The sequence below is a fragment of the Streptomyces sp. NPDC107521 genome (assembly GCF_055598485.1).
In genome coordinates this window covers 97,383-115,122 of the sequence record NZ_JBVKAT010000002.1, presented here as the reverse complement: position 1 = coordinate 115,122, position 17,740 = coordinate 97,383, and the positions used below count along the sequence as shown (strand labels likewise).

The following is a 17,740-nucleotide window of genomic DNA, read 5'->3' as shown; positions in this document are numbered from 1 at the left end:
GGTCACTCAGTCCTCTCTGCGTCGGTTGTTGCCGCGGGCTCGGTGACGCGCTGGGCGAGGGCAGCGAGCAGGATGCGGGCGCCGTCAGGACCGAGCATCTTCCTAGCTTGCTCTACGACACTGACAGCGAGGTGCTCGGCCTCCTGCCGGGACTGTTCCGGAACATAGATCAGAGTGCGTTGCTCGGCTCCGTCCGTGTCGGTGAGGGTAAGGAGCCTTGCTTCAAGCGCCTCGTCCCGGACGTCTGCGTGCGAGCGGCTCTGGTACAGGTGGCTCACTCGGTCGAGAGCCGAGGCCATCTCCTTGACCCGGCGGGGGAAGACGGTCGCGTCGGTGTCGGACCAGTCACCGAGAGCGGAGTTCGACAGCCGTACGATCAACGGGTCGAGCCAGTCCTCGTCGGTCAGTACCTCGTTGAGGGCAATGGCGACGAACCCCTTGAGCTCCAGGCTCAGAGAGACACCGACGAAGCCTTCCAACCGAGTGGCCAGCGCTCGGCGCAGTTCCGACAGCGAGGCCGGCAGGCGGAACTCCCTGCTGATGACCTCGATGACTTCATCTCGCAGCGCCTGTTCTGCACCAGAGATCTCGGCGATCGCGGCAGCGAGCCGGTCTGCATAGCCCTTGTTCCCTGGAGTGGACCGGCGCGCTTCGGGGGCGATGGAGTCCATGCCAAGTGCCTTGGGCAGGGCGACGAAGAGCAGTTCGTCTGGGTCCTGTGCCACGAGCAGCGCATCGCGGACCTCGGTTGCGTCTGCGCTGATACGGCGTGTACGCCGGGCGTACGGAGTAAGCACCATCACGCGCTCCAACAGCGCGCGCGTGACCGCGAGGAGGGCTGGATTGCGCAGGGCCTGGGAGCGAGGCGAATCAACCTTTAGAGCGGCGGACAGGCTCTTCACGACGCTCTGCCGTAGGCCGTCACCGAGTGGCGTGGACTTCACCGCGAATCGCTGAGGCGCCTTGACCATGCGTTCAACGATGTCGGGCGTCAGCCGTGGCAGGTAAGTACCGTCTTCGAACAGGGCGACATCGTCGCTGCGCACGATGAGCGCCGTGACGATCAGCAGGGGTACCACGCCTGCCTTGACCCCGTAGGGCGGCGCCATGACGACACGGATGATCTCATCGAGGCCGGTGCGCTTGTGTGCCTCCGTGAGCGCAGTCTCCAGGGCATTCCAGACCGGGAGGGTGTGAGGGTGCGCCTCGCTGGGACGGGAGAAGCCGTAGGGGAGGAAGGACGTCGATGAGTCGTCGTCTGGCGTACCGCGGTTTTCCCTGTGCAGGCCCATGTATTCCAGGGCGCCGCTGTACATGGCGCGTTCGGCCGGGTACTTCTTGATCCCGAGGTATTGCTCTCCGGACTTGAGCAGCATCGCGGTGAGCAACTCGCGTCGAGACTTTGCACCCTGGCTCGTGAGCTCGTGGCGGCCTAGCATTTCGTTGCGGATGTGCGGAGCGGCGGAGAACACCTCGTCGCATGCAATCGAGACGAGACCACTGAGACTTCGGCCTTGGATTTTCTCGCCCTTTGAGGAATCGGCGGGCATTCCCGAACGCCACAGTCGCCAGGTAGCGCTCTTGGATAGCGGGAAGAAAGCCGCGTCAAGCAGTTGTACCAGCTCGTTCTGGGCGGCTGCTGCGCGATCCTTGACCTCGCGTACCGCGACTGAGTCCAAAGACGTGTCCAGTAGCAGATCTTGCAGGGCAACGAGATTGCTCGCAGCCTTAAGGACGAGTTCTGGTTTTTCTGTGACGCCGAGTACCACTGGGAGGGCCGAGTCGACCACGGGTCGGTCGTTCACAGCTCCCAGATGGAAGAGAAGCAACCCATCTGCCTGGACGTTGAGCTCGTCCGGGCCTTGGACACGCTTGGTCTCGGAGCTGGTGACATGGACGAAGAACGTGCGCAGCATGCCAGTGACCTGATTGTGGCGGCCGGCGGCAACGGCAAGTGGGAGGTAGTCGGCCAACTTGCGAACGACCGAGGGCGTGTCGAGATGGTTGAGGATCTCCTTGACGCGGCCATCGATATCGAAATCTGTGCCACGCCACACGCGATACTCGCTGCTGAACTGCCGGTACACGAGGAAACCTCGCGTAACCAAACTCTGAAGCTGGCTCTCCAGGTCCGTAAACTTCTCGGAATCAATACCCTCAGTAGGATCGTGTAGCGCAAAGAAGATCATTGCTGCACTGGCGCGAAGCGCGCCATCAGAGTCGAGCAGGTTGAGCATGCCGATGGTGCGCAGAAGATCTTGATCTGCCGCTGACAGACCTGTGGCTTCATTGATACGCGATTCGATCTCGACCCAACGGCTAGCTTTGCTGGATGCAAGCAGCGAGGTGCGTCCAGAATTGAGGAAGAATTCGAAAAGCTGCGGCAGCCGAATGGTGCCAGCCCGACGGGACTTCTCGCTGGAGAATCGCTCCAGAGACCGTCGAACCGTGTTGGGTTCGTCGCTGTTCAGGAAGCTCGACAGGCTGCGATCGTGCTGGCCGATTTGCGCAGCCAGGAGCGGGGCTGTTACGGCGGTTAGAGGGTGCAGGGGGTACAGGTCCTCGAAGTCCTGCGCCTTGAGGTCGACGAAGACGTTGAGTCCGTGCTTGATCCATGCGGCTTCGGCGGCTTCGGCTTGCGTCTGGATAAGCCTGCGACCAGAGTCGGATACACCTGACTGATCGATCCGACGGCGCATCAGCTGGACCGCGTCACCTAGGTGAGGCGAGAACGTGATGTCCTCAAACCGCCCTTGGATCTTGGCCCACTCGCGAGTCTGGAGTTGGCTTGAATGGGCCGCATAGTCCATAAAGGACAAGTGCTGCAGCGTCATCATAAACAGGGGAAGGCCCTGTGGTCCCGCGCCCTTCTCTGCCAGTTCCTGCAGCAGGAACAGGTCATCCTTAGCGCTGGCGAGATTGCTGTTGCCGGCCAGATGCTCCAGCGTCTTGCCGAACTCATCAACGATCAGCAGCAGTGGCTGGTGATCGCAGAGCGTGACCACAGCATCCAGAATGTTCTGCGACGTGACGGCGGCAGGATCTGCGCAAGCAGCGAGGGCAGCACTGACAGCCTTGGGCGCGCGGCTCTTCCAGCGGCGCCGAGCCGCAGTGTGCAGAGCTCGGGAAAGTGTGACAGCAAGGGGTTCCCGGCGCGCGGTGGCAACGGCACCGAGGAAGCCTGCTGGTGCGAATTCGGCCCGATTGGCAGTGAGGCGCTGATTCAGACCGACGCTGGTGGCACCGAGTACCTCTTCTGCCTCGGCACGGCGGTCACCATCAGGGCCCAGCAGAGCCTCGATGAAATTCGCCAAGGTGGACTTGCCGGATCCGTAAGGCCCCGTGAATGACCAAGATCGAGTGCGGCGGAGATTACTAAGGGCGTTGGTGACCCGGTCGACGACGTCTACAGCCCGCGCTCCGACGTAGGGAGAGTGCAACCCCTCCTCGACATCGCGCTCCAGATTGGTGGAGCGCATCTGCGAGCCAACAAGGCTGATGCCACCCGGAAACTTCGGTGCGGCAGGGGCCTGTCGGACAGAGCTAGGCCGCGTGGGAGTTGCGGTGGTCACACGGTCTCCTCGATCAGAGCGAGCTGCGGGTCGATGAAGTCTTGCTGCTTGAGCTCGCGCTTTTCAGCTTCGGCGAGCTTCGGATACTTGCGCGCCCATTCCTCGCGAGTGGGGAAGTCGGGCCTGTCACGAACCTTGTCGTACTGCTCGTCGAGCACGTCCCAGGCAAGGTCAAATGGGTTGGACGCAAAGGTCAGGCTGCGCTGGCCTACTGCTTCTACGATCTGCAGTTCAGAGTGCTCCGCGGCGACCTTCCCCAGGGCCGCGGCGATGTCGCTCTCGCGGATGCGGAAGGCGCGTCCGGGAGCACCGGGCTCGTTCGCCAAGCGCGCCAAGGAGATCGAGCCTGCGCTGCGCGCTGTGCGGGCTGCGTAGTCCAGGCACGCATAGGCGATGATGCGGGGCGGCAGTGAGGTGCGGGAACCGCTGGTGAATTCCCATTCGCTGCTGCCACGCTGGCCTACTTGCTCCAGCAACCCGAGCTCACGGAATGGGCAGGAGAGAAGGTCCTCGAATGCCCCCGGCGCCCCGCCCTTCAGCCGCTGAGCCGGGACGTACATCTTGGTGATGCAGTCGACGTCCTTCGTGATGGAGGCTTCGACCGGTCCTTCAGGGAAGGAGAGGTTTACGTATCGCACGATGACCTGGGTCAGATCCGCCAACGTGAACCGGGAGAAGGGAGCTAGGTGGAATGCTACGTACCACGAGGGCGCCCAACTCTTTGCCCCAGGCCGGGAGGACAGAAGCCACCAGTGAAGAAGCCACAGACTGCCGAGCTCTTCCAGGTAGGGGTCGGCTCCGTCCTCGTCTAGCAGCCATCGCGCCTCCCACGTTGGGTAAGACAGCATGGCCCTGGAGTTGGCGTCATCGCCGTAGTGCTCCCGGGTGAGCTTGAAGGCGCGGGACCAGTAACGCATGGCGTAGACCATGTTCTTGCCAACGCCGAGCTGAACGGGGGCATCATCCGCGAGGAACGCCTCGGGGTTGTTTTTCACCTGCATGTACGCCTTGTGGAGCCACCCGAAGCGCGGAGCGAACGTCTCGTGGCGCGCGAAGGAGGAATGGGCGGCTTCGGCGAGCCGACTGTCTGACATGCGATGAATCTCCGTGTACGTTCGGATTTTGGTGGGCGTCAGGGCTAGGTGACTCAGTTCAGATCGGGATCGCCATGGTGGCGCGCACCTGCCGGACGGCCCGAATCGTGGAGGCGATGGCCTGATCAACGTCCGCCCGGGTTGACGCGTACCCAAGAGAGAACCGGACAGTGGAGTCGGCCTCTTCCCGGCTACGCCCCATAGACAGAAGCACGTGGCTCGGACTCGGTGCACCGGAGGAGCATGCGCTTCCCTCGGACGCGGCGACATCTGGCATCGCAGTGAGGACGGCATCGGCAGGGGCACCGTGGAATGTGATGCTGGTAACGCCAGGTAGCCGGCAGCCGAGCGCACCGTTGATCCGGCAGTCGCCGAGCTGCTCAACGAGAGCGTTCTCCAGCAGGTCACGGAGGTGTGTGACCCGGGGGCTTTCTTCCGCCAGGTCGTGGTGGGCTGCTGCTGCCGCCGCTCCCGCACCTGCGATGCCGGCCACGTTGAGCGTCCCGGCTCGCCAGCCACGCTCTTGCCCTCCGCCGAAGATCAACGGCTGATAGGGAAGAGAGATGCCGCGGCGGACGAACAGGGCACCTACGCCTTGTGGGCCACCGAACTTGTGAGCCGACAGGGACAGCAAGTCCACGTCGATCTCGGCGAGGTCGATGGGTAGCCGGCCCACCATCTGCGTGGCGTCGGTGTGGAAAAGAGCCCCCGCTGCATGCGCTGCTTCCGCGAGGGGTGAGAGGTCGGTCAAGACGCCCGTCTCGTTGTTCGCGGCCATCAGGGAAACGATCGCCGCATCGCCTGCCGACAGGGCGTCATGGAGGTCGTCTAGATTCACCAGGCCGTCCGCATCCACCGGCAACAGCTTGAGTGTGTTAGGCGTGCTTGCCGTAAGGTTCTTGGCGGTTTCGAGCACTGCGGGGTGCTCGACTGTGCTCGTAATCACAGTCCCGCCAGCGCTGTGTGCGGCTCGCAGTGCAAGGTTGTTGGCTTCAGTGGCCCCAGACGTGAAGACGATCTCGCCAGGAGAGCAGTTCAACAGATCAGCGACTTGGTGGCGGGCTTCGTCGACTCGCTGTGCGGCGTCGCGGCCGGAACGATGCGTGCTTGACGCGTTACCCACCGTCTGCATCGCGGCGAGGGTGACCTCTCGTGCTGCGGGTCGCATGGGCGCCGTAGCGTTGTAGTCGAGATAGGCCAGACCTGAACTGAGTGTCCGTTCTGTCATAATCCACCCCGCTTCTTTCGGCTCCGTCTGACCGACTGGTGGCTGCTCGCGACGGCGCGACAGCTTCCACCAGTTGTCAACGGTGATCCTAGCTGCCAGCGGATGCGGGTGGAACGCAGGCACGGCTTTCGCGCGTTTGGCGAACGCATGTGACTGCTATTGACTGAACATATGTTCGCATCTTGGGCGCTTCATGGCCACCGACAAACGCCAATTGGAGTGGGGGAGTTGGGCGGACAGACCTGCGACCGACCCGGCGGCATCAATGGACGATCCACCGGATTGTGCTGAGCCCGCCTCGGCTGTCAGCGGTCAGGACTAGGGTTGATCACGGGCTTGAACCTCTTGGGGCATAGGGGCGTGGCGCCTGAGGGGTAAATGATCTGGTAGGGGGACGGGGATGAGCGCGGTAGGAGTGCGACGAGCAGTTGAGGCGCGGACGAGCTGGGGGACGCTGTGATCGGGTCTCCGGGCATCGCGTTTCAGGTTGTCCTTAACGCGGCTCCCCTGCCCTATGTGCGCCGCCTGCTCGGCGAGCATGCTTGCGAACTCCTTGAGCTCCTGCAGGAGGGCTCGGTTGAGGGCGCCATCAGGAAGGTCGCAGCGTCCGCTATTTCTCCGGAACGGTTGATCGGCGATCCTGCGGAGCGAGGAGAGCTGCTGGATCTGCTTCCAGAGGACAAAAAGGTGGAGCTGGCCGGGCGCCTCGGCTGGGACGAGGCGTCCTCACCGAATGTCTTCCTGGCCGCGCTGCCTTGGTCGCTCGAAGAGCGCCGCGCCTTTCTTGGGTTCCTGGGGCTCGTCGTTGACCGAGCGCCCGAGGCTCCTGTGTCCTCCCGTAGGCCTGCCGAGCCGGTTTACGGCCTGTTCCCGCATCAGAGGCGCGCGGCTGCTGAAGTGCGGCGCCGTCTCTACTCCGGCGAGCGCCGCACCGTACTGCACTTGCCGACCGGGGTCGGCAAGACCCGTACCGGAATGAACCTGATCTGCGACCACCTTCGGCAGAACGAGCCCACACTGGTTGTGTGGCTAGCCCGAGGTCGTGAGCTGCTTGAACAGGCCGCTCTGGAGTTCGAGCGGGCATGGGCGTCTCTCGGTAACCGCGAGGTCACGGTGGCGCGCATGTGGGGAGATGCTCCTACTGATCTTGATGACCTCACCGACGGCATCGTCGTACTCGGACTGGAGAAGGCGGGGGCGGCGGCGAAGAGCGTGCCGGGCTTCCTCGACCAGCTAGCGCTCCGGACCACGCTCACGGTGTTCGATGAAGCCCATCAGGCCATCGCACCCACCTACCGCCGGGTGGTCGAAGCTCTTACTCTCCGTAGCGATTCAAGCCTCTTGGGATTGACCGCCACGCCAGGGAGAACGTGGGCTGACATCTCCGAGGATGAGAAGCTCGCGGACTTCTTCGCGCGCCAGAAGGTGATGCTGGAGATCGACGGCTACGACAATCCTGTCACCGCTCTCATCGAGCAGGGTTACCTCGCCCGTCCGGGCTTTCGCACGATTGCGGCTGACTCCGGGAGGAAGCTCAGCGCTCGGGACAAGGAAGCACTCGCCGCGTCCTTTGACATCCCCGATGAGCTGATCGCGCAGCTCGCGGACAATGTGCAGTGGAACCTCCAGGTCGTCCGCACGGTGCTCGACTGCAGCGAACAGCACCGGCGCATACTGCTGTTCGCTGCGTCGGTCGAACACAGCCGCCTGCTCGTCGCCATCTTGAACATGTTCGGAGTCGACGCCGAACAGGTCACGGGTGAATCCTCAACACGTCATCGCGATCGCGTCATCAACCGCTTCAAGGGTCCCGGGACCCGTCCTATGGTGCTGTCCAGCTACGGCGTACTCACTACAGGTTTCGATGCTCCCGCGGCGAGCGCCGCCGTGATCGCCCGTCCTACCCGCTCACTCGTGCTGTACAGCCAGATGGTGGGCCGCGTCATCCGCGGTCCTAAGGCCGGCGGCACCTCAACTTGCGACGTCGTAACCGTCGTCGACCCCGCGCTCCCGGGCTTCGGAGACGTGGCAGAGGCATTCACCAACTGGGAAGACGTATGGAAGGCTCGATGACATCCAAGTACTCGATCGTCACATCCGACCTGACGGTCAAGGCTCTGCAAGACAGCGGATACAAGTCCACGGCGCACGCTATCGCCGAGCTGATCGACAACGGCATTGAAGCCGGAGCCGACCTTGTAGAGCTGTTCGTTGTCGAGTCGACCGACCGCCCCTCGCAGCGCTCACGACATCGGGTCGAGAAGATTGCCGTACTCGACAACGGCAGCGGTATGGACCCCGAGACGCTTCGGCAGTCCCTCCGCTTCGGCGCTGGCACACGGCAACACCGTAAGGGAATAGGACGCTTTGGAGTCGGCCTGCCCAACTCGAGTATCTCCCAGTGCGACCGCGTCGATGTCTGGTCCTGGACCAATGGACCCGACAACGCGCTGCACACGCATCTCGACCTCACAGAGGTGCGTGGTGGACTCGAAGAGGTTCCGGAGCCCAAGCGCGACGCCGTCCCAGACGAATGGCAGGCGCTCGCCGAGGGATTGGGGACAAGCGGCACGCTGGTGCAGTGGACGCAGCTGGAGCGGGTCCAGTGGCGTGGCGCAGAGGCAACTCTGTCCAACACCGAGAGCTTGATCGGCCGTATCTACCGCAGGCTGATCGTAGACGGGACCCGCATCAAACTGGTACCCGCTCGCGGGTGGGCTCCCCTATCAGGCGTACATGATGCACGCCCCAACGATCCGCTCTACCTGATGTCCCCAAGCGCGACACCCGCTCCCTTCGACAGTAAACCGATGTTTCGTCCCTTCGGCGCCGGCAACGTCGGCGAGATCGGCGTCGAACGGTTCATGGTGCGAGGAGCCGACGGAAACGAGCACCCCGTCTTCGTCCGCTCGTCGATTGCTGTCGATGCCGCGCGACGCCCGGACATCGCAGGTGAGGAATGGCCCAAAACCGTATCCCCGAGCCTCAATCCCGGTGAGGCCCCGTGGGGCAAGCACGCCGCCAAGAATCTCGGCATCTCGCTGATCCGCGCCGACCGTGAACTGGACCTCGACACCGGCTGGACGAACTCCTACGACCCCGTCGAACGCTGGTGGGGTGTGGAAATCGACTTCCCGCCTGCGCTGGACGAAGTCTTCGGCGTCACCAACAACAAGCAATCCGCGTTGATCTTCTCCGACCTCGCCCACTTCAACTGGCGAGAAGAAGCAGCCGGCCTCACCTGGGACGAGTTCCGCGAGCAACTCCGCGAGGAGGGGGACCGGCGACTCCCACTCATCGAGATCGTCTACCACATCCGTGAGAAGCTTCTCGGCAAGCTGCGCTCCGACCTCACAGACCAGACCCGGGGCACGCGCGCCAACCGGAAGCGGCACGAGGACGTGGAGACGAAGGCCGAGGAAGCGGTAAAGCGGCGTCGTGTGGAGACCAAGCCGAGCTTCACCGACACGCTCGCCGAGCAGGTCACCGAGGAAGAGAGCAAGGAACTCCAGCTCGAAAACCTCGTGGAGACCCACAAGTACACGCCCGCTGACGCGCAGCGGATCATTGAGGAGTCAATCCAGCAGGGCAAGCACGTCCGCCTGCTGGCAAGCCGTAACCCGGACTCGCCGGCCTTCTTCAACATCGACTACATCCCCAACCTGCTGCAGGTGACCCTCAACCAGGATCACCCGGTCTACGCCGACCTCATCGCCGTGCTCGACGGCGACATCGATGGTGCAAGCAAGGAAGAGCTCGCGGACCGGCTGCGGAGTGCGGCTGGAGCCTTCAAGCTCCTGCTCATGTCGTGGGCGCGGTTCGAGGACGAGCTGCCTGACAAGCCCCGGGAACGGGCGAAGAAGATGCGACAGGACTGGGGCCGGATTGCCAGGGATTTCCTCGGCGCGGACGAGGCCGATGACGAGGATGATGAGTGACCCGAGACCATATCTGGCAACAGATTGAGCAGCTCCTCCACGGTGCGACTCGTGAAGTGCTCCTGGTAGCTCCCTTCATCAAGAAGGAGACCTTTCAGGCGGTTCTCGCCGCAGTGCCAGCAGCCGTGGAACGCGTTCAGTGCGTTACGCGCTGGTCCGTTGCCGAGGTCGCGGCGGGCGTGTCCGACCCGGAAATCGCAGAACTCGCTGAAGCCGACGGCCGGGTGGAGATCTCCCTCTGCCACAACCTCCACGCCAAGCTGTACGCCGCTGACGACCGTTGCCTTGTCGGTTCTGCCAACCTCACCGGCAAGGCAACCGGGCGAGTCCCCGCTACGAACATCGAGCTGCTCATCGAAGCTGAACTCGCGTACCCCGAGGTGCGGCGAGTGCTCGATGCCATCGACTTAGCCGCTGTGCCGGGCACGGTGGAGCTCGCACGCCAGATCCGGGAGCAGGCCGACCTCGTACGGGACGATGAAGACGCCCCGCAGATGCTTGTGATCGGAGAGAGTGAGACCGCTGCGCGCTGGCTGCCGGAAACCAGGAACCCGGAGCGTCTCTACCGGGTCTACAACGGCCGGCACCGAAATGTCGCCAGCGATGTCCTCGCCGGAGTGCTGCGCGACCTGGTCCACATGGACATCCCTCCGGGGCTGTCCGAGCAGGACTTCGGCGCGGAGGTTCTCTCTCGACTGCGTTCGCTGCCCGAGGTCCGCACACTTGCCAAAAACGGGACCCTGAACCTCGATGAGGCGAAGAGGGCGCTGATCGACGGAGGTTTCCACACGCCAGACCAGGCGCAACGGGCGGTGGAGACGATCGCCAAGTGGCTGAGCTACTTCGACGAGGTGTACCTCGTACCCGTTGGTCCGTGGGAGATCCGGCAAGGGAAAGAGATCAGGTGACGGCGCTGGTGGGCCGGTGGACACGTCCAGCGTTCGCCGGCTCACAACCCGACCGCGGTAGGGCGCCGGGATCAGGCCGGGCTTGCAGGGTGAGCGATATCTTTAGCGGATCTCGTACGCTTCCTCGGGGCCTTCGTCTGCCACGATGATCGAAAAGGTGCTGTGCATGGTGGCGGTTCGCAAGCCGTATCTGCTTGGGCACGCCGAGATCGCCTCCTTGTACGGGGTGGAACGCCAGACGTCGCAGAAGTGGAAAACCGATGGGACGCTGGCGGAACCTGATCTGGTGATCTCCGGGAACCCCTACTGGCTCCTGACCACGGTGCTTCACCTCAGCGTCGACGGCTCCCGGGAGGTCACAGAGCAACGTCTGGCTGAGTACGAAGCCAGCATCCCCGGCGGCTCGTCCGAGGCAGACGCCGCTGCCACGCGCCCGGACGTTCACCAGGGAACAGAGCGGCGAGGCCGCTAGTTTCCTAGCCGCCGTCCTTGAACAAGGCCACTCAGTCGTGATTCGGCCCCAGCGCCAGAAGCCTTACTGATCATTTCAGAATGAGTTTGGCTCGGGGGCTTGGCCGTTGGGCTGATGGGCGGCAGAGTTCTGCAGGTGTCGGATGATCTTGTGCCTGATGATCTGTGGGATCGTGTCGCTCTGTTGCTCCCGCCTCGTCCGCCGCAGCGTCGGCGCTATCCGGGTCGGCTGCCGGCGGACGACCGTGCGGCTCTGCGAGGGATCGTCTACGTCCTGCGTACGGGTGTGACCTGGGCTGACGTGCCGACTGAGATGATCGGCTGCAGTGGGGTGACGTGCTGGCGGCGCCTGCGAGACTGGACTGAGGCCGGCGTCTGGCCACGCCTGCACGAGATCCTCCTTGCGGAACTCCGCAGAGCCGGCCTGCTGGACATGGACGACGCCGCGATCGACGGCTCGCACGTCAGAGCTCTCAAAGGGGGGCTCACACCGGACCTTCGCCGGTTGACCGCGCCCGGCCTGGCAGTAAGCACCACCTGATCACCGACCGCCACGGAACACCCCTTGTCGTGTCGCTGACCAGCGGAAACCGGCACGACGTCACTCAGCTCATGCCGCTGCTGGACACCATCCCCCGCATCCGCGGCCTGGTCGGCAGGCCCCGTCACCGGCCACGGCGGCTGTTCGCCGACCGCGGCTACGACTACGACAAATACCGCCGCCTGCTCCGCGCGCGCGGCATCACGCCGAAGATCGCCCGCAAGGGCACCGCCCACGGCTCCGGCCTGGGCAAGACCAGATGGGTCGTCGAGCGAACCTTCGCATGGCTCCACCAGTTCAAACGCCTCCGGATCCGCTACGAGATACGGGCCGACCTCCACCTCGGACTGCTCCAACTCGCATGCAGCATCATCTGCTTGCGACACTCCGAACCTCATTCTGAAATGATCAGTAAGGCAGGTGCCGGAGGATCGCTCGGTACGCGGGCCCTTCCATGTAGTCGTCGTCGGGGGCAACCCGGTCGACCTTGGGCGGACCGTATGAGAGTTCCCACGTGTCGAACCACGGCGTCCGCGGGCCGACGTATACGGTCCCGTGCTCGGGGAACTGGTCGGCGGTGATGTCGACGACAAGGCCCTCCCGCTCTGCCCAGGCGTGGGTCTCGTGGGGGTTCTCCCTTTTGCCGCAGGCATACAACCAGCCGTCCAGACCCCGCTCGGCGAGGTAGGTGCACAGCATGACCGTGGCCGCGCCGCAGCTCCCCTGCGGGAAGTCCCGGAACCCTGGGTGTGGTGCGTCGAGGTCGCCGGCCCGCTTGGCGTCCTCGATGGCGCGGCGGAAACGCATGGCCTCCAGCAGCACGTGATCTTCGTACGAAGCCATGGCCGGAACCTACCTGGTGCGGTGAGAGGCAGCGTGTAGGCGCTCTGGCGGCCCTTACATAACCTACGGCCGCTTGAGTGGGGTGCGTCCGCAGTCGATCGCTTCGGCGGCCTCGTTCTCGTCGTAGCTCATGGTGCCTTGGCCGTGGCAGTCCTCGCAGGTGTCCCACACGAGGGAGTAGCCGTCGGGTGCTTCGTCGTCTTCCTGGCCGACCTGGATGGATCCTTCACCGTCGCATTCGAGGCAGTCGAAGACGTACTCGCCGGGTTCCAGCGCCAGTTCGTCGGCCCACGCCTCGAAGTCGTCGACATCGGTGTCGGGCGCGCTCGAGCGGGCGCGGGCCAGGACGGCGATCCCTCCGGCGAGCGCCGCCATCGCGCCGACGGCCACGGCCGCCCGGCCCATGGGGCCGAGGCGGTCCCAGCGGGCGGTGATACGTCGGCGCAGCGGCGGCCTGGTCTCGGCGTCGTCTGCTGGCTTCTGTGGTCCGTCGGTCATCGTTTGCCCTCGAGTGAAGTGGAGTAGTAGCAAGGGGCGTTCAGTGTGGCAGGAGCGTGGCCGCGATAGGGCGGGAACGCCGGGAGCCCGGCTACAGTTACGCGGCCGCAGCCCCGTGTAGTTACGCCGTAGCTAAATGAGAACAGGGCCGACCTGCACGGATGGCTGGTTTGTAGCGCTTCGAGTCCCCCAGGCGCCCCATGGCAACGTTCTGCACCAGCAGCGCGCCCCCTCTGAACTGCGCGAACGCCATACCCAGAGTGGCCAACTGGGCTGCTCAGTCACAAGTCGTCTGCGTCGATCCGCGCGGCTAGTTGCCCTTGAAATCGAACGTCCGATCCAATAGTCGCTATGCACCCGTACGACTTTCCACCTGACCTTCTACGTGACCAGACCGCCTGGTACGGCACCTATCGGCAGCTCGCGGACGGTGCCCCGGCCGTCAGCCCGGCCGAAGGCCGCCGCCGTCTGCTGGAGCTGTCGGCCCGAATTGCCGACCACCCGTTCTGGAGAGGGCCAGCCGGAACCCCGGCTGCCCGGATGGAACTGAAGGAGCTGGCTCAGCGCAGCGTCCGCAATGCGACCCCGGCCATCCGGCGGGCGGGGTGATCGACGGCCGAGCGATGGCCGGTCAGCGAAACGGACCTCAGGGTGGAGTGCACGCGTAGTGCGCCGATCGTCGTCCATCGCCCCTCGGCGGCGGGGGGCCGACGAGTCACGGTTCACCGCCGAGGCCGTGACGATATCCTGGGCACCGCCTACTCCCGACCACGACCTAGTCGTTTTTCTCGAAGCGCTCGGCGTCCCTGACCCCGACGGAGTCCTGAACGATCCGAAGTGGCTGGAGTGGCGCGACGGCCCAGACTGCCTGTGGCCCACCCGATCCGATGCGCGCTGATCCGGTTCCGTGCGAGGTCACCGTCCGCGTGCCGCACCACCAGCACCGGGTGGGTCGCGTCATTGGGCGAGGTGGTCGCCGAGAGCGCGTGCAGCAGTTGTGAGAAGCTGACAAGCGCGTCGGACGGAGGGGCCATGTCGGTTCGGGTCGTCCCACGCGCGCAACGGAATGGTCACTGGGAGCCGCCCGGAGGGGCGCTCCGGTGGACAGCCGGTGGACAGACGCCTTTGGACGAGCCAGTACAAGGCCGCACGGGGAAGACTGGCGCACACGGTCTGATCTGGGGAAACGTCATAAGGAAGCATGGTGCGGCACCACCCGACACGATCGCTCTCGGTCTCGTAATGCGTAGGTCTCGGGTTCGAATCCCGAAGGCGGCTCGGAATGACCCCAGGACTCACTCGCCGTGACCTGGGGTTTTCTTTTGCTCAGGGCATGGCGCGCCGCCCGGCCGAGGTGCCGTGACTTTGCTTGCGTGAGCGATGCGTGAGCGGAGGGGCCGTCAGCCCTTCTTCGCGGCCTTCTTGGCCTTGGCCTTCTTCTTCCGCTTGGTCTTGGCCTTCTCGGCCTTCTTCGTCACCTTGGCGGCCTGGCGGACCTGCGCTTCTTGCTCGGCCTTGCGCTGGAGGGGGACGAGCTTCGCGGTGGCCTCGGCGGCGCTCTTGCCGACGTGGGGGAGCACGCTCTGGTAGATGTCGCGCGTGATCCGGGTGTCGCTGTGCCCGAGCGTGTCCGACACGATCTTGATGTCGATGTCGGCGGCCAGCATGAGCGTGGCCCCTCAGTGGCGGGTGGCCGGTCAGCGGCCTGTTGCGACGAAGCGGAGGTAACGGCGCAGGCCAAAGGCGCGGCGGTGCTCCACGCCCGCCGTGGCGAGCTGGGTGACCAGCAGGCCGTGCGTGGTGGTGGCGTCGGCGAGTTGGGCCTGGCGCTGAAGCAGCACCGCGCGCTGCTGCTGGGTGGCCGCCTGGTGCTGCTGCTTCTCCATGTTGGCCTGCTGCAGACGGGTGGTGATGCGCTGCTGGAGCTGGTCCCGCTTGTGTCGGGCCGCGCTCTCGGCCTGCGTGATTTCCGCTTCGTATCTCTTCTTCTGCGCGGCGAACTGTTGTCGGATCGCGGCCCGTTCCTGGACGCCTATGCTGGTGGGTGCCGACTTTCGGGCCCGCTGCTCCAGCGAGGTCCGCCAGCTTTCGAGCGCCGCTGCCCGGACCTCGCCGACGCCTGGGATCTTGACCTGGTATCCGTTGGAGCGGATGAGGTACGCGTCACGGTTACCGTGTCTGCTGCCCTGTACGTACCGGACCCCGGTGAATTCGGCGGCTGTGTGGATACCTGCGGCGATCAGGTTTGTGACCGTCCCGCTGCCCATGTTGGAGAGCTTCTTGACGTCCTGGATGGACGTCCGGCGGAGTCTGTTCTGGACGTGCGTCCTGACCGCCGACGCCAGCGCGGCGTCCAGTTGCTTCTGCTCCCTGGTGGTCAGACCGCTCAGCTTGGTCCTGAGATCGCCGGTCTCCTTGTTGAGCTTGACGGTGATCCGCGACTGCTCGTCGCGCAGCTCGGTCTGCAGGCTCTTGATCTGCTGGCTGATCTGCGTGTCCCGGCTCGCACTGGCCGCGTTCAGGGCTTCGATCTCCTGGTGGATCTTCTGCGCCGCTGCCACGGAGCCCGCCAACGTATCCACCTGCTGCTGGAGCACCAGTATCCGGGCCTTCGAAGCCTGAGCTTCGGGGCGGGAGCGTCGGGTGGCGTGGAGGGCACTGCCAGACAGGAGCAGAGCTCCCAGCTGAGCGGCGCCCACATAGCCGGTCGGCAGCATACTGATGGCCGTCAGTGCTGCCGGTGTTGCCGATCCGGTCAGCGCGAGCACACCGGCGAGGATGTCTGCGGGGCGCCGGCGGGTAAAGGCTGTACTGGCGGCTGTACCCGTACCCGTACCCGTACCCGTACCCGCGCCGCTTGCCGCAGGCGTGTTCCGGGGCTGCGGAATGTGCCCTGCCAGCCAGGAGGGGGCTCCGCCCTGCTGGACCACCGCAGGGGCGGGACGCGGGGACGGGGTCGGGATCGCCCCTGCTGTGGTCAGCGGGGGAACCGCCTGGGCGGTCGCCGTGAGGTGCCTGTGCGTCTGCGCAGCCAGCGCCCGGAGGTCCTGGTCTGCATGGGTCAGCAGCAAGCTCCAGGCCAGTGAGGATCGCGGCTCCTTGAAGTCGTCCTCTCTCAGGATCAAGAACTCACCCTGATTATCGTGCAGTTGGTCCCAGATGGTGGGATCGGTAGCAACCGCAACGAGGCTGAGGTAGATGACCCAGGCCGAGAACCGGTCCATAGCAGGGCCGAAGTCCGCGCTCGTACGGGTCGGGGACTGGTAGTTGCGGTGCCCGTTCTCCGTGGCGCCCTGCCCCTTCAGCGCAGGTACGTACATCCCGTCGTAGTCGACAAGGCGGAGCGTGCTGTCGGCGGCGATCAGGAGATTGCCGTGCTGGAGGTCGCCGTGGGCGACGCCGAGTTTCTCCAGGTCGGCGACCAGTGCAGCGAACCGCTCAGCCGTCGTGAGAACGGCCCCCGCGTCCCGGACGTTATGCTCGATCCACGTGATCAGGCTGGTGCCTTCCACCCAGGCCATCTTTAGGGCCGGGTACCACTCACCGGCGACGAGGACGCCTCTCGGCAGATACTCCATGCCGACCGGCCAAGGCTGGGACAGCTCGGAGGGCTTGAGGCCGGCGAGCTGCCTGCTGATGGCCTGATAGCGGGCCTCTAGCGTGCTGCTGTCGCGGGTGAAGCACTTCAGTGCGTACCGCTGTCTGCCCGGGGCGGTGATGGAGAAGACGCTTGCGAAATTTCCCGAGATCGCCTTCGGGCCGAGTACGGGGCTCTGCTGGACCGTCCCGTGCTTGAGGTCCGGGTCCTCGAAGCACAGTGTGGGGTTCTGGAGGGCTTCCACGTAGTTTGCGCCGGTCGGGAATTTCCGTCCTGCGGCAGGTCCGCCGGTGCGGGAGACCGCCATTACCCCTCCGTTTTCACCCGCATGCGAATGAGGGCTACGTCGTCGTTACGCATCCGGGACTTGTCGCGCTCGCTCTGGACCCACTCGGCAAAGGTCTCTTCGCCCAGATCGGCAAGCTTTCCGAGCTGCTTGCTGGATCCGCCCGAAGCGATTTCAGGGTGTGAGAGCAACCATGCGGCCAGCGCATCGGTTGCCAGCAGCAGCTCGTCGTTCGCGTGTAGTTCACCGGTCGCGGTCGACGCGCGGTCTGTGATCAGCTCGGCATCCCAGTTGCGGCTGCCGAGCAGCTGTGGGGTGATGCCGAAGCCGTCGCCGTCAGCGATGGGAAACGAGGAGATCAGCCGGCCCTCGCGGAGGTGGAAGAGGCAGCTGTCGCCGAGGGCGAAGGCGTGCCAAGTCCAAGGCCGCGGAGCCTCAGGGTCTTCCGGAACCGCTGATGCCGCCCGGATGTGGACGGCCACCAGCGTGGCGAAGGCCCCTTTGTCCAGCCCTGGCTGCTCGTACCAGGTGATGGGCCGGCTGCGGGCCGCCCGATCCGCCTGATACTCCGCGATGTAGCCGTCCCACTGACCGACGGTGCGGGTCAGGAGATCCTCGACGAAGGACTCGGACTGGCTGGATTCCCTACCGTGTTGCCGGTCCTCGGCAGCCGCCATCGAGGCGACGGCCCCTCTTACGAGCTGCCTGGCCCAAGCCCCGGAGAGCAGACTCTCGGATGCCCCATCCGACACGGCGGCGAAGA

The 17,740-nt window shown here is 64.8% G+C and carries 12 protein-coding genes and 2 pseudogenes; 6 read left to right on the top strand and 8 right to left on the bottom strand.

Annotation, left to right across the window (positions count from 1 at the left end):
• Positions 1–2: 2 nt before the first annotated feature.
• The 3 genes from ACZ7LB_RS03590 to ACZ7LB_RS03580 are packed head-to-tail and all read right to left on the bottom strand — an operon-like array spanning position 3 to position 5,894.
• On the bottom strand, positions 3–3,572 hold the full coding sequence (locus tag ACZ7LB_RS03590) for an ATP-binding protein (RefSeq protein ID WP_471465196.1): 3,570 nt from the start codon (positions 3,570–3,572) through the stop codon (positions 3–5).
• Positions 3,569–4,666: a DUF4007 family protein gene (locus tag ACZ7LB_RS03585; protein WP_471465195.1), complete on the bottom strand. Its 1,098-nt coding sequence runs from the start codon at positions 4,664–4,666 to the stop codon at positions 3,569–3,571. Before ACZ7LB_RS03585 ends, ACZ7LB_RS03590 begins: the two co-directional genes overlap by 4 nt.
• A 58-nt stretch (positions 4,667–4,724) precedes the next feature.
• A complete protein-coding gene (locus ACZ7LB_RS03580) occupies positions 4,725–5,894 on the bottom strand; it encodes a cysteine desulfurase family protein (protein ID WP_471465194.1) in 1,170 nt (389 codons plus the stop codon).
• A 516-nt stretch (positions 5,895–6,410) separates the two neighbouring features.
• On the opposite strand from ACZ7LB_RS03580, the gene ACZ7LB_RS03575 reads away from it, so the two are divergent.
• From ACZ7LB_RS03575 to ACZ7LB_RS03555, 5 genes and pseudogenes are all read left to right on the top strand, one after another.
• Entirely contained in the window at positions 6,411–7,967 is a 1,557-nt protein-coding gene (locus ACZ7LB_RS03575; RefSeq protein ID WP_471465193.1) for a DEAD/DEAH box helicase, read from the top strand.
• Positions 7,964–9,832 (top strand): ATP-binding protein, encoded by a 1,869-nt coding sequence (locus ACZ7LB_RS03570; RefSeq protein ID WP_471465192.1) that lies wholly within the window; start codon positions 7,964–7,966, stop codon positions 9,830–9,832. The genes ACZ7LB_RS03575 and ACZ7LB_RS03570 overlap by 4 nt, the downstream gene beginning before the upstream one ends.
• Positions 9,829–10,740 (top strand): phospholipase D family protein, encoded by a 912-nt coding sequence (locus ACZ7LB_RS03565; RefSeq protein WP_471465191.1) that lies wholly within the window; start codon positions 9,829–9,831, stop codon positions 10,738–10,740. The genes ACZ7LB_RS03570 and ACZ7LB_RS03565 overlap by 4 nt, the downstream gene beginning before the upstream one ends.
• Positions 10,741–10,885: 145 nt before the next feature.
• A complete protein-coding gene (locus ACZ7LB_RS03560) occupies positions 10,886–11,212 on the top strand; it encodes a hypothetical protein (RefSeq protein ID WP_471465190.1) in 327 nt (108 codons plus the stop codon).
• Between the two features lie 135 nt (positions 11,213–11,347).
• A pseudogene (locus tag ACZ7LB_RS03555) lies at positions 11,348–12,129 on the top strand (IS5 family transposase); the annotation flags it as partial.
• Positions 12,130–12,160: 31 nt separating this feature from the next.
• Here the strand turns inward: ACZ7LB_RS03555 and ACZ7LB_RS03550 are convergent.
• Together ACZ7LB_RS03550 and ACZ7LB_RS03545 are read right to left on the bottom strand one after the other, a co-directional pair.
• Positions 12,161–12,595 carry a hypothetical protein gene (locus ACZ7LB_RS03550; RefSeq protein WP_471465626.1) on the bottom strand — a complete coding sequence of 145 codons (435 nt, stop codon included), beginning with the start codon at positions 12,593–12,595 and terminating at the stop codon, positions 12,161–12,163.
• Positions 12,596–12,658: 63 nt separating this feature from the next.
• The gene (locus ACZ7LB_RS03545; RefSeq protein WP_351283600.1) at positions 12,659–13,093 is read right to left on the bottom strand and encodes a hypothetical protein; all 435 of its coding nucleotides are present in this window, start codon (positions 13,091–13,093) and stop codon (positions 12,659–12,661) included.
• A 351-nt stretch (positions 13,094–13,444) separates the two neighbouring features.
• Between ACZ7LB_RS03545 and ACZ7LB_RS03540 the strand changes: the two genes are divergently transcribed.
• On the top strand, positions 13,445–13,702 hold the full coding sequence (locus tag ACZ7LB_RS03540) for a hypothetical protein (RefSeq protein WP_471465189.1): 258 nt from the start codon (positions 13,445–13,447) through the stop codon (positions 13,700–13,702).
• Between the two features lie 791 nt (positions 13,703–14,493).
• Here the strand turns inward: ACZ7LB_RS03540 and ACZ7LB_RS03535 are convergent.
• The 3 genes and pseudogenes from ACZ7LB_RS03535 to ACZ7LB_RS03525 form a co-directional block, all read right to left on the bottom strand.
• Positions 14,494–14,769: pseudogene (locus ACZ7LB_RS03535) on the bottom strand (tyrosine-type recombinase/integrase); the annotation flags it as partial.
• 21 nt (positions 14,770–14,790) lie between these two features.
• Positions 14,791–16,998 carry a hypothetical protein gene (locus ACZ7LB_RS03530; RefSeq protein ID WP_471465188.1) on the bottom strand — a complete coding sequence of 736 codons (2,208 nt, stop codon included), beginning with the start codon at positions 16,996–16,998 and terminating at the stop codon, positions 14,791–14,793.
• Complete coding sequence (locus ACZ7LB_RS03525; RefSeq protein WP_471465187.1) at positions 16,998–17,654, bottom strand: hypothetical protein; 657 nt, start codon at positions 17,652–17,654, stop codon at positions 16,998–17,000. Before ACZ7LB_RS03525 ends, ACZ7LB_RS03530 begins: the two co-directional genes overlap by 1 nt.
• Positions 17,655–17,740 lie beyond the last annotated feature (86 nt).

Bases quoted from the DNA above. Each gene is read 5' to 3' on its own strand.
- ACZ7LB_RS03530 (WP_471465188.1), bottom strand. From the start codon at position 16,998: ATGGCGGTCTCCCGCACCGGCGGACCTGCCGCAGGACGGAAATTCCCG.
- ACZ7LB_RS03580 (WP_471465194.1), bottom strand. From the start codon at position 5,894: ATGACAGAACGGACACTCAGTTCAGGTCTGGCCTATCTCGACTACAAC.
- ACZ7LB_RS03540 (WP_471465189.1), top strand. From the start codon at position 13,445: ATGCACCCGTACGACTTTCCACCTGACCTTCTACGTGACCAGACCGCC.
- ACZ7LB_RS03585 (WP_471465195.1), bottom strand. From the start codon at position 4,666: ATGTCAGACAGTCGGCTCGCCGAAGCCGCCCATTCCTCCTTCGCGCGC.
- ACZ7LB_RS03570 (WP_471465192.1), top strand. From the start codon at position 7,964: ATGACATCCAAGTACTCGATCGTCACATCCGACCTGACGGTCAAGGCT.
- ACZ7LB_RS03525 (WP_471465187.1), bottom strand. From the start codon at position 17,654: ATGGCGGCTGCCGAGGACCGGCAACACGGTAGGGAATCCAGCCAGTCC.
- ACZ7LB_RS03560 (WP_471465190.1), top strand. From the start codon at position 10,886: ATGATCGAAAAGGTGCTGTGCATGGTGGCGGTTCGCAAGCCGTATCTG.
- ACZ7LB_RS03545 (WP_351283600.1), bottom strand. From the start codon at position 13,093: ATGACCGACGGACCACAGAAGCCAGCAGACGACGCCGAGACCAGGCCG.
- ACZ7LB_RS03550 (WP_471465626.1), bottom strand. From the start codon at position 12,595: ATGGCTTCGTACGAAGATCACGTGCTGCTGGAGGCCATGCGTTTCCGC.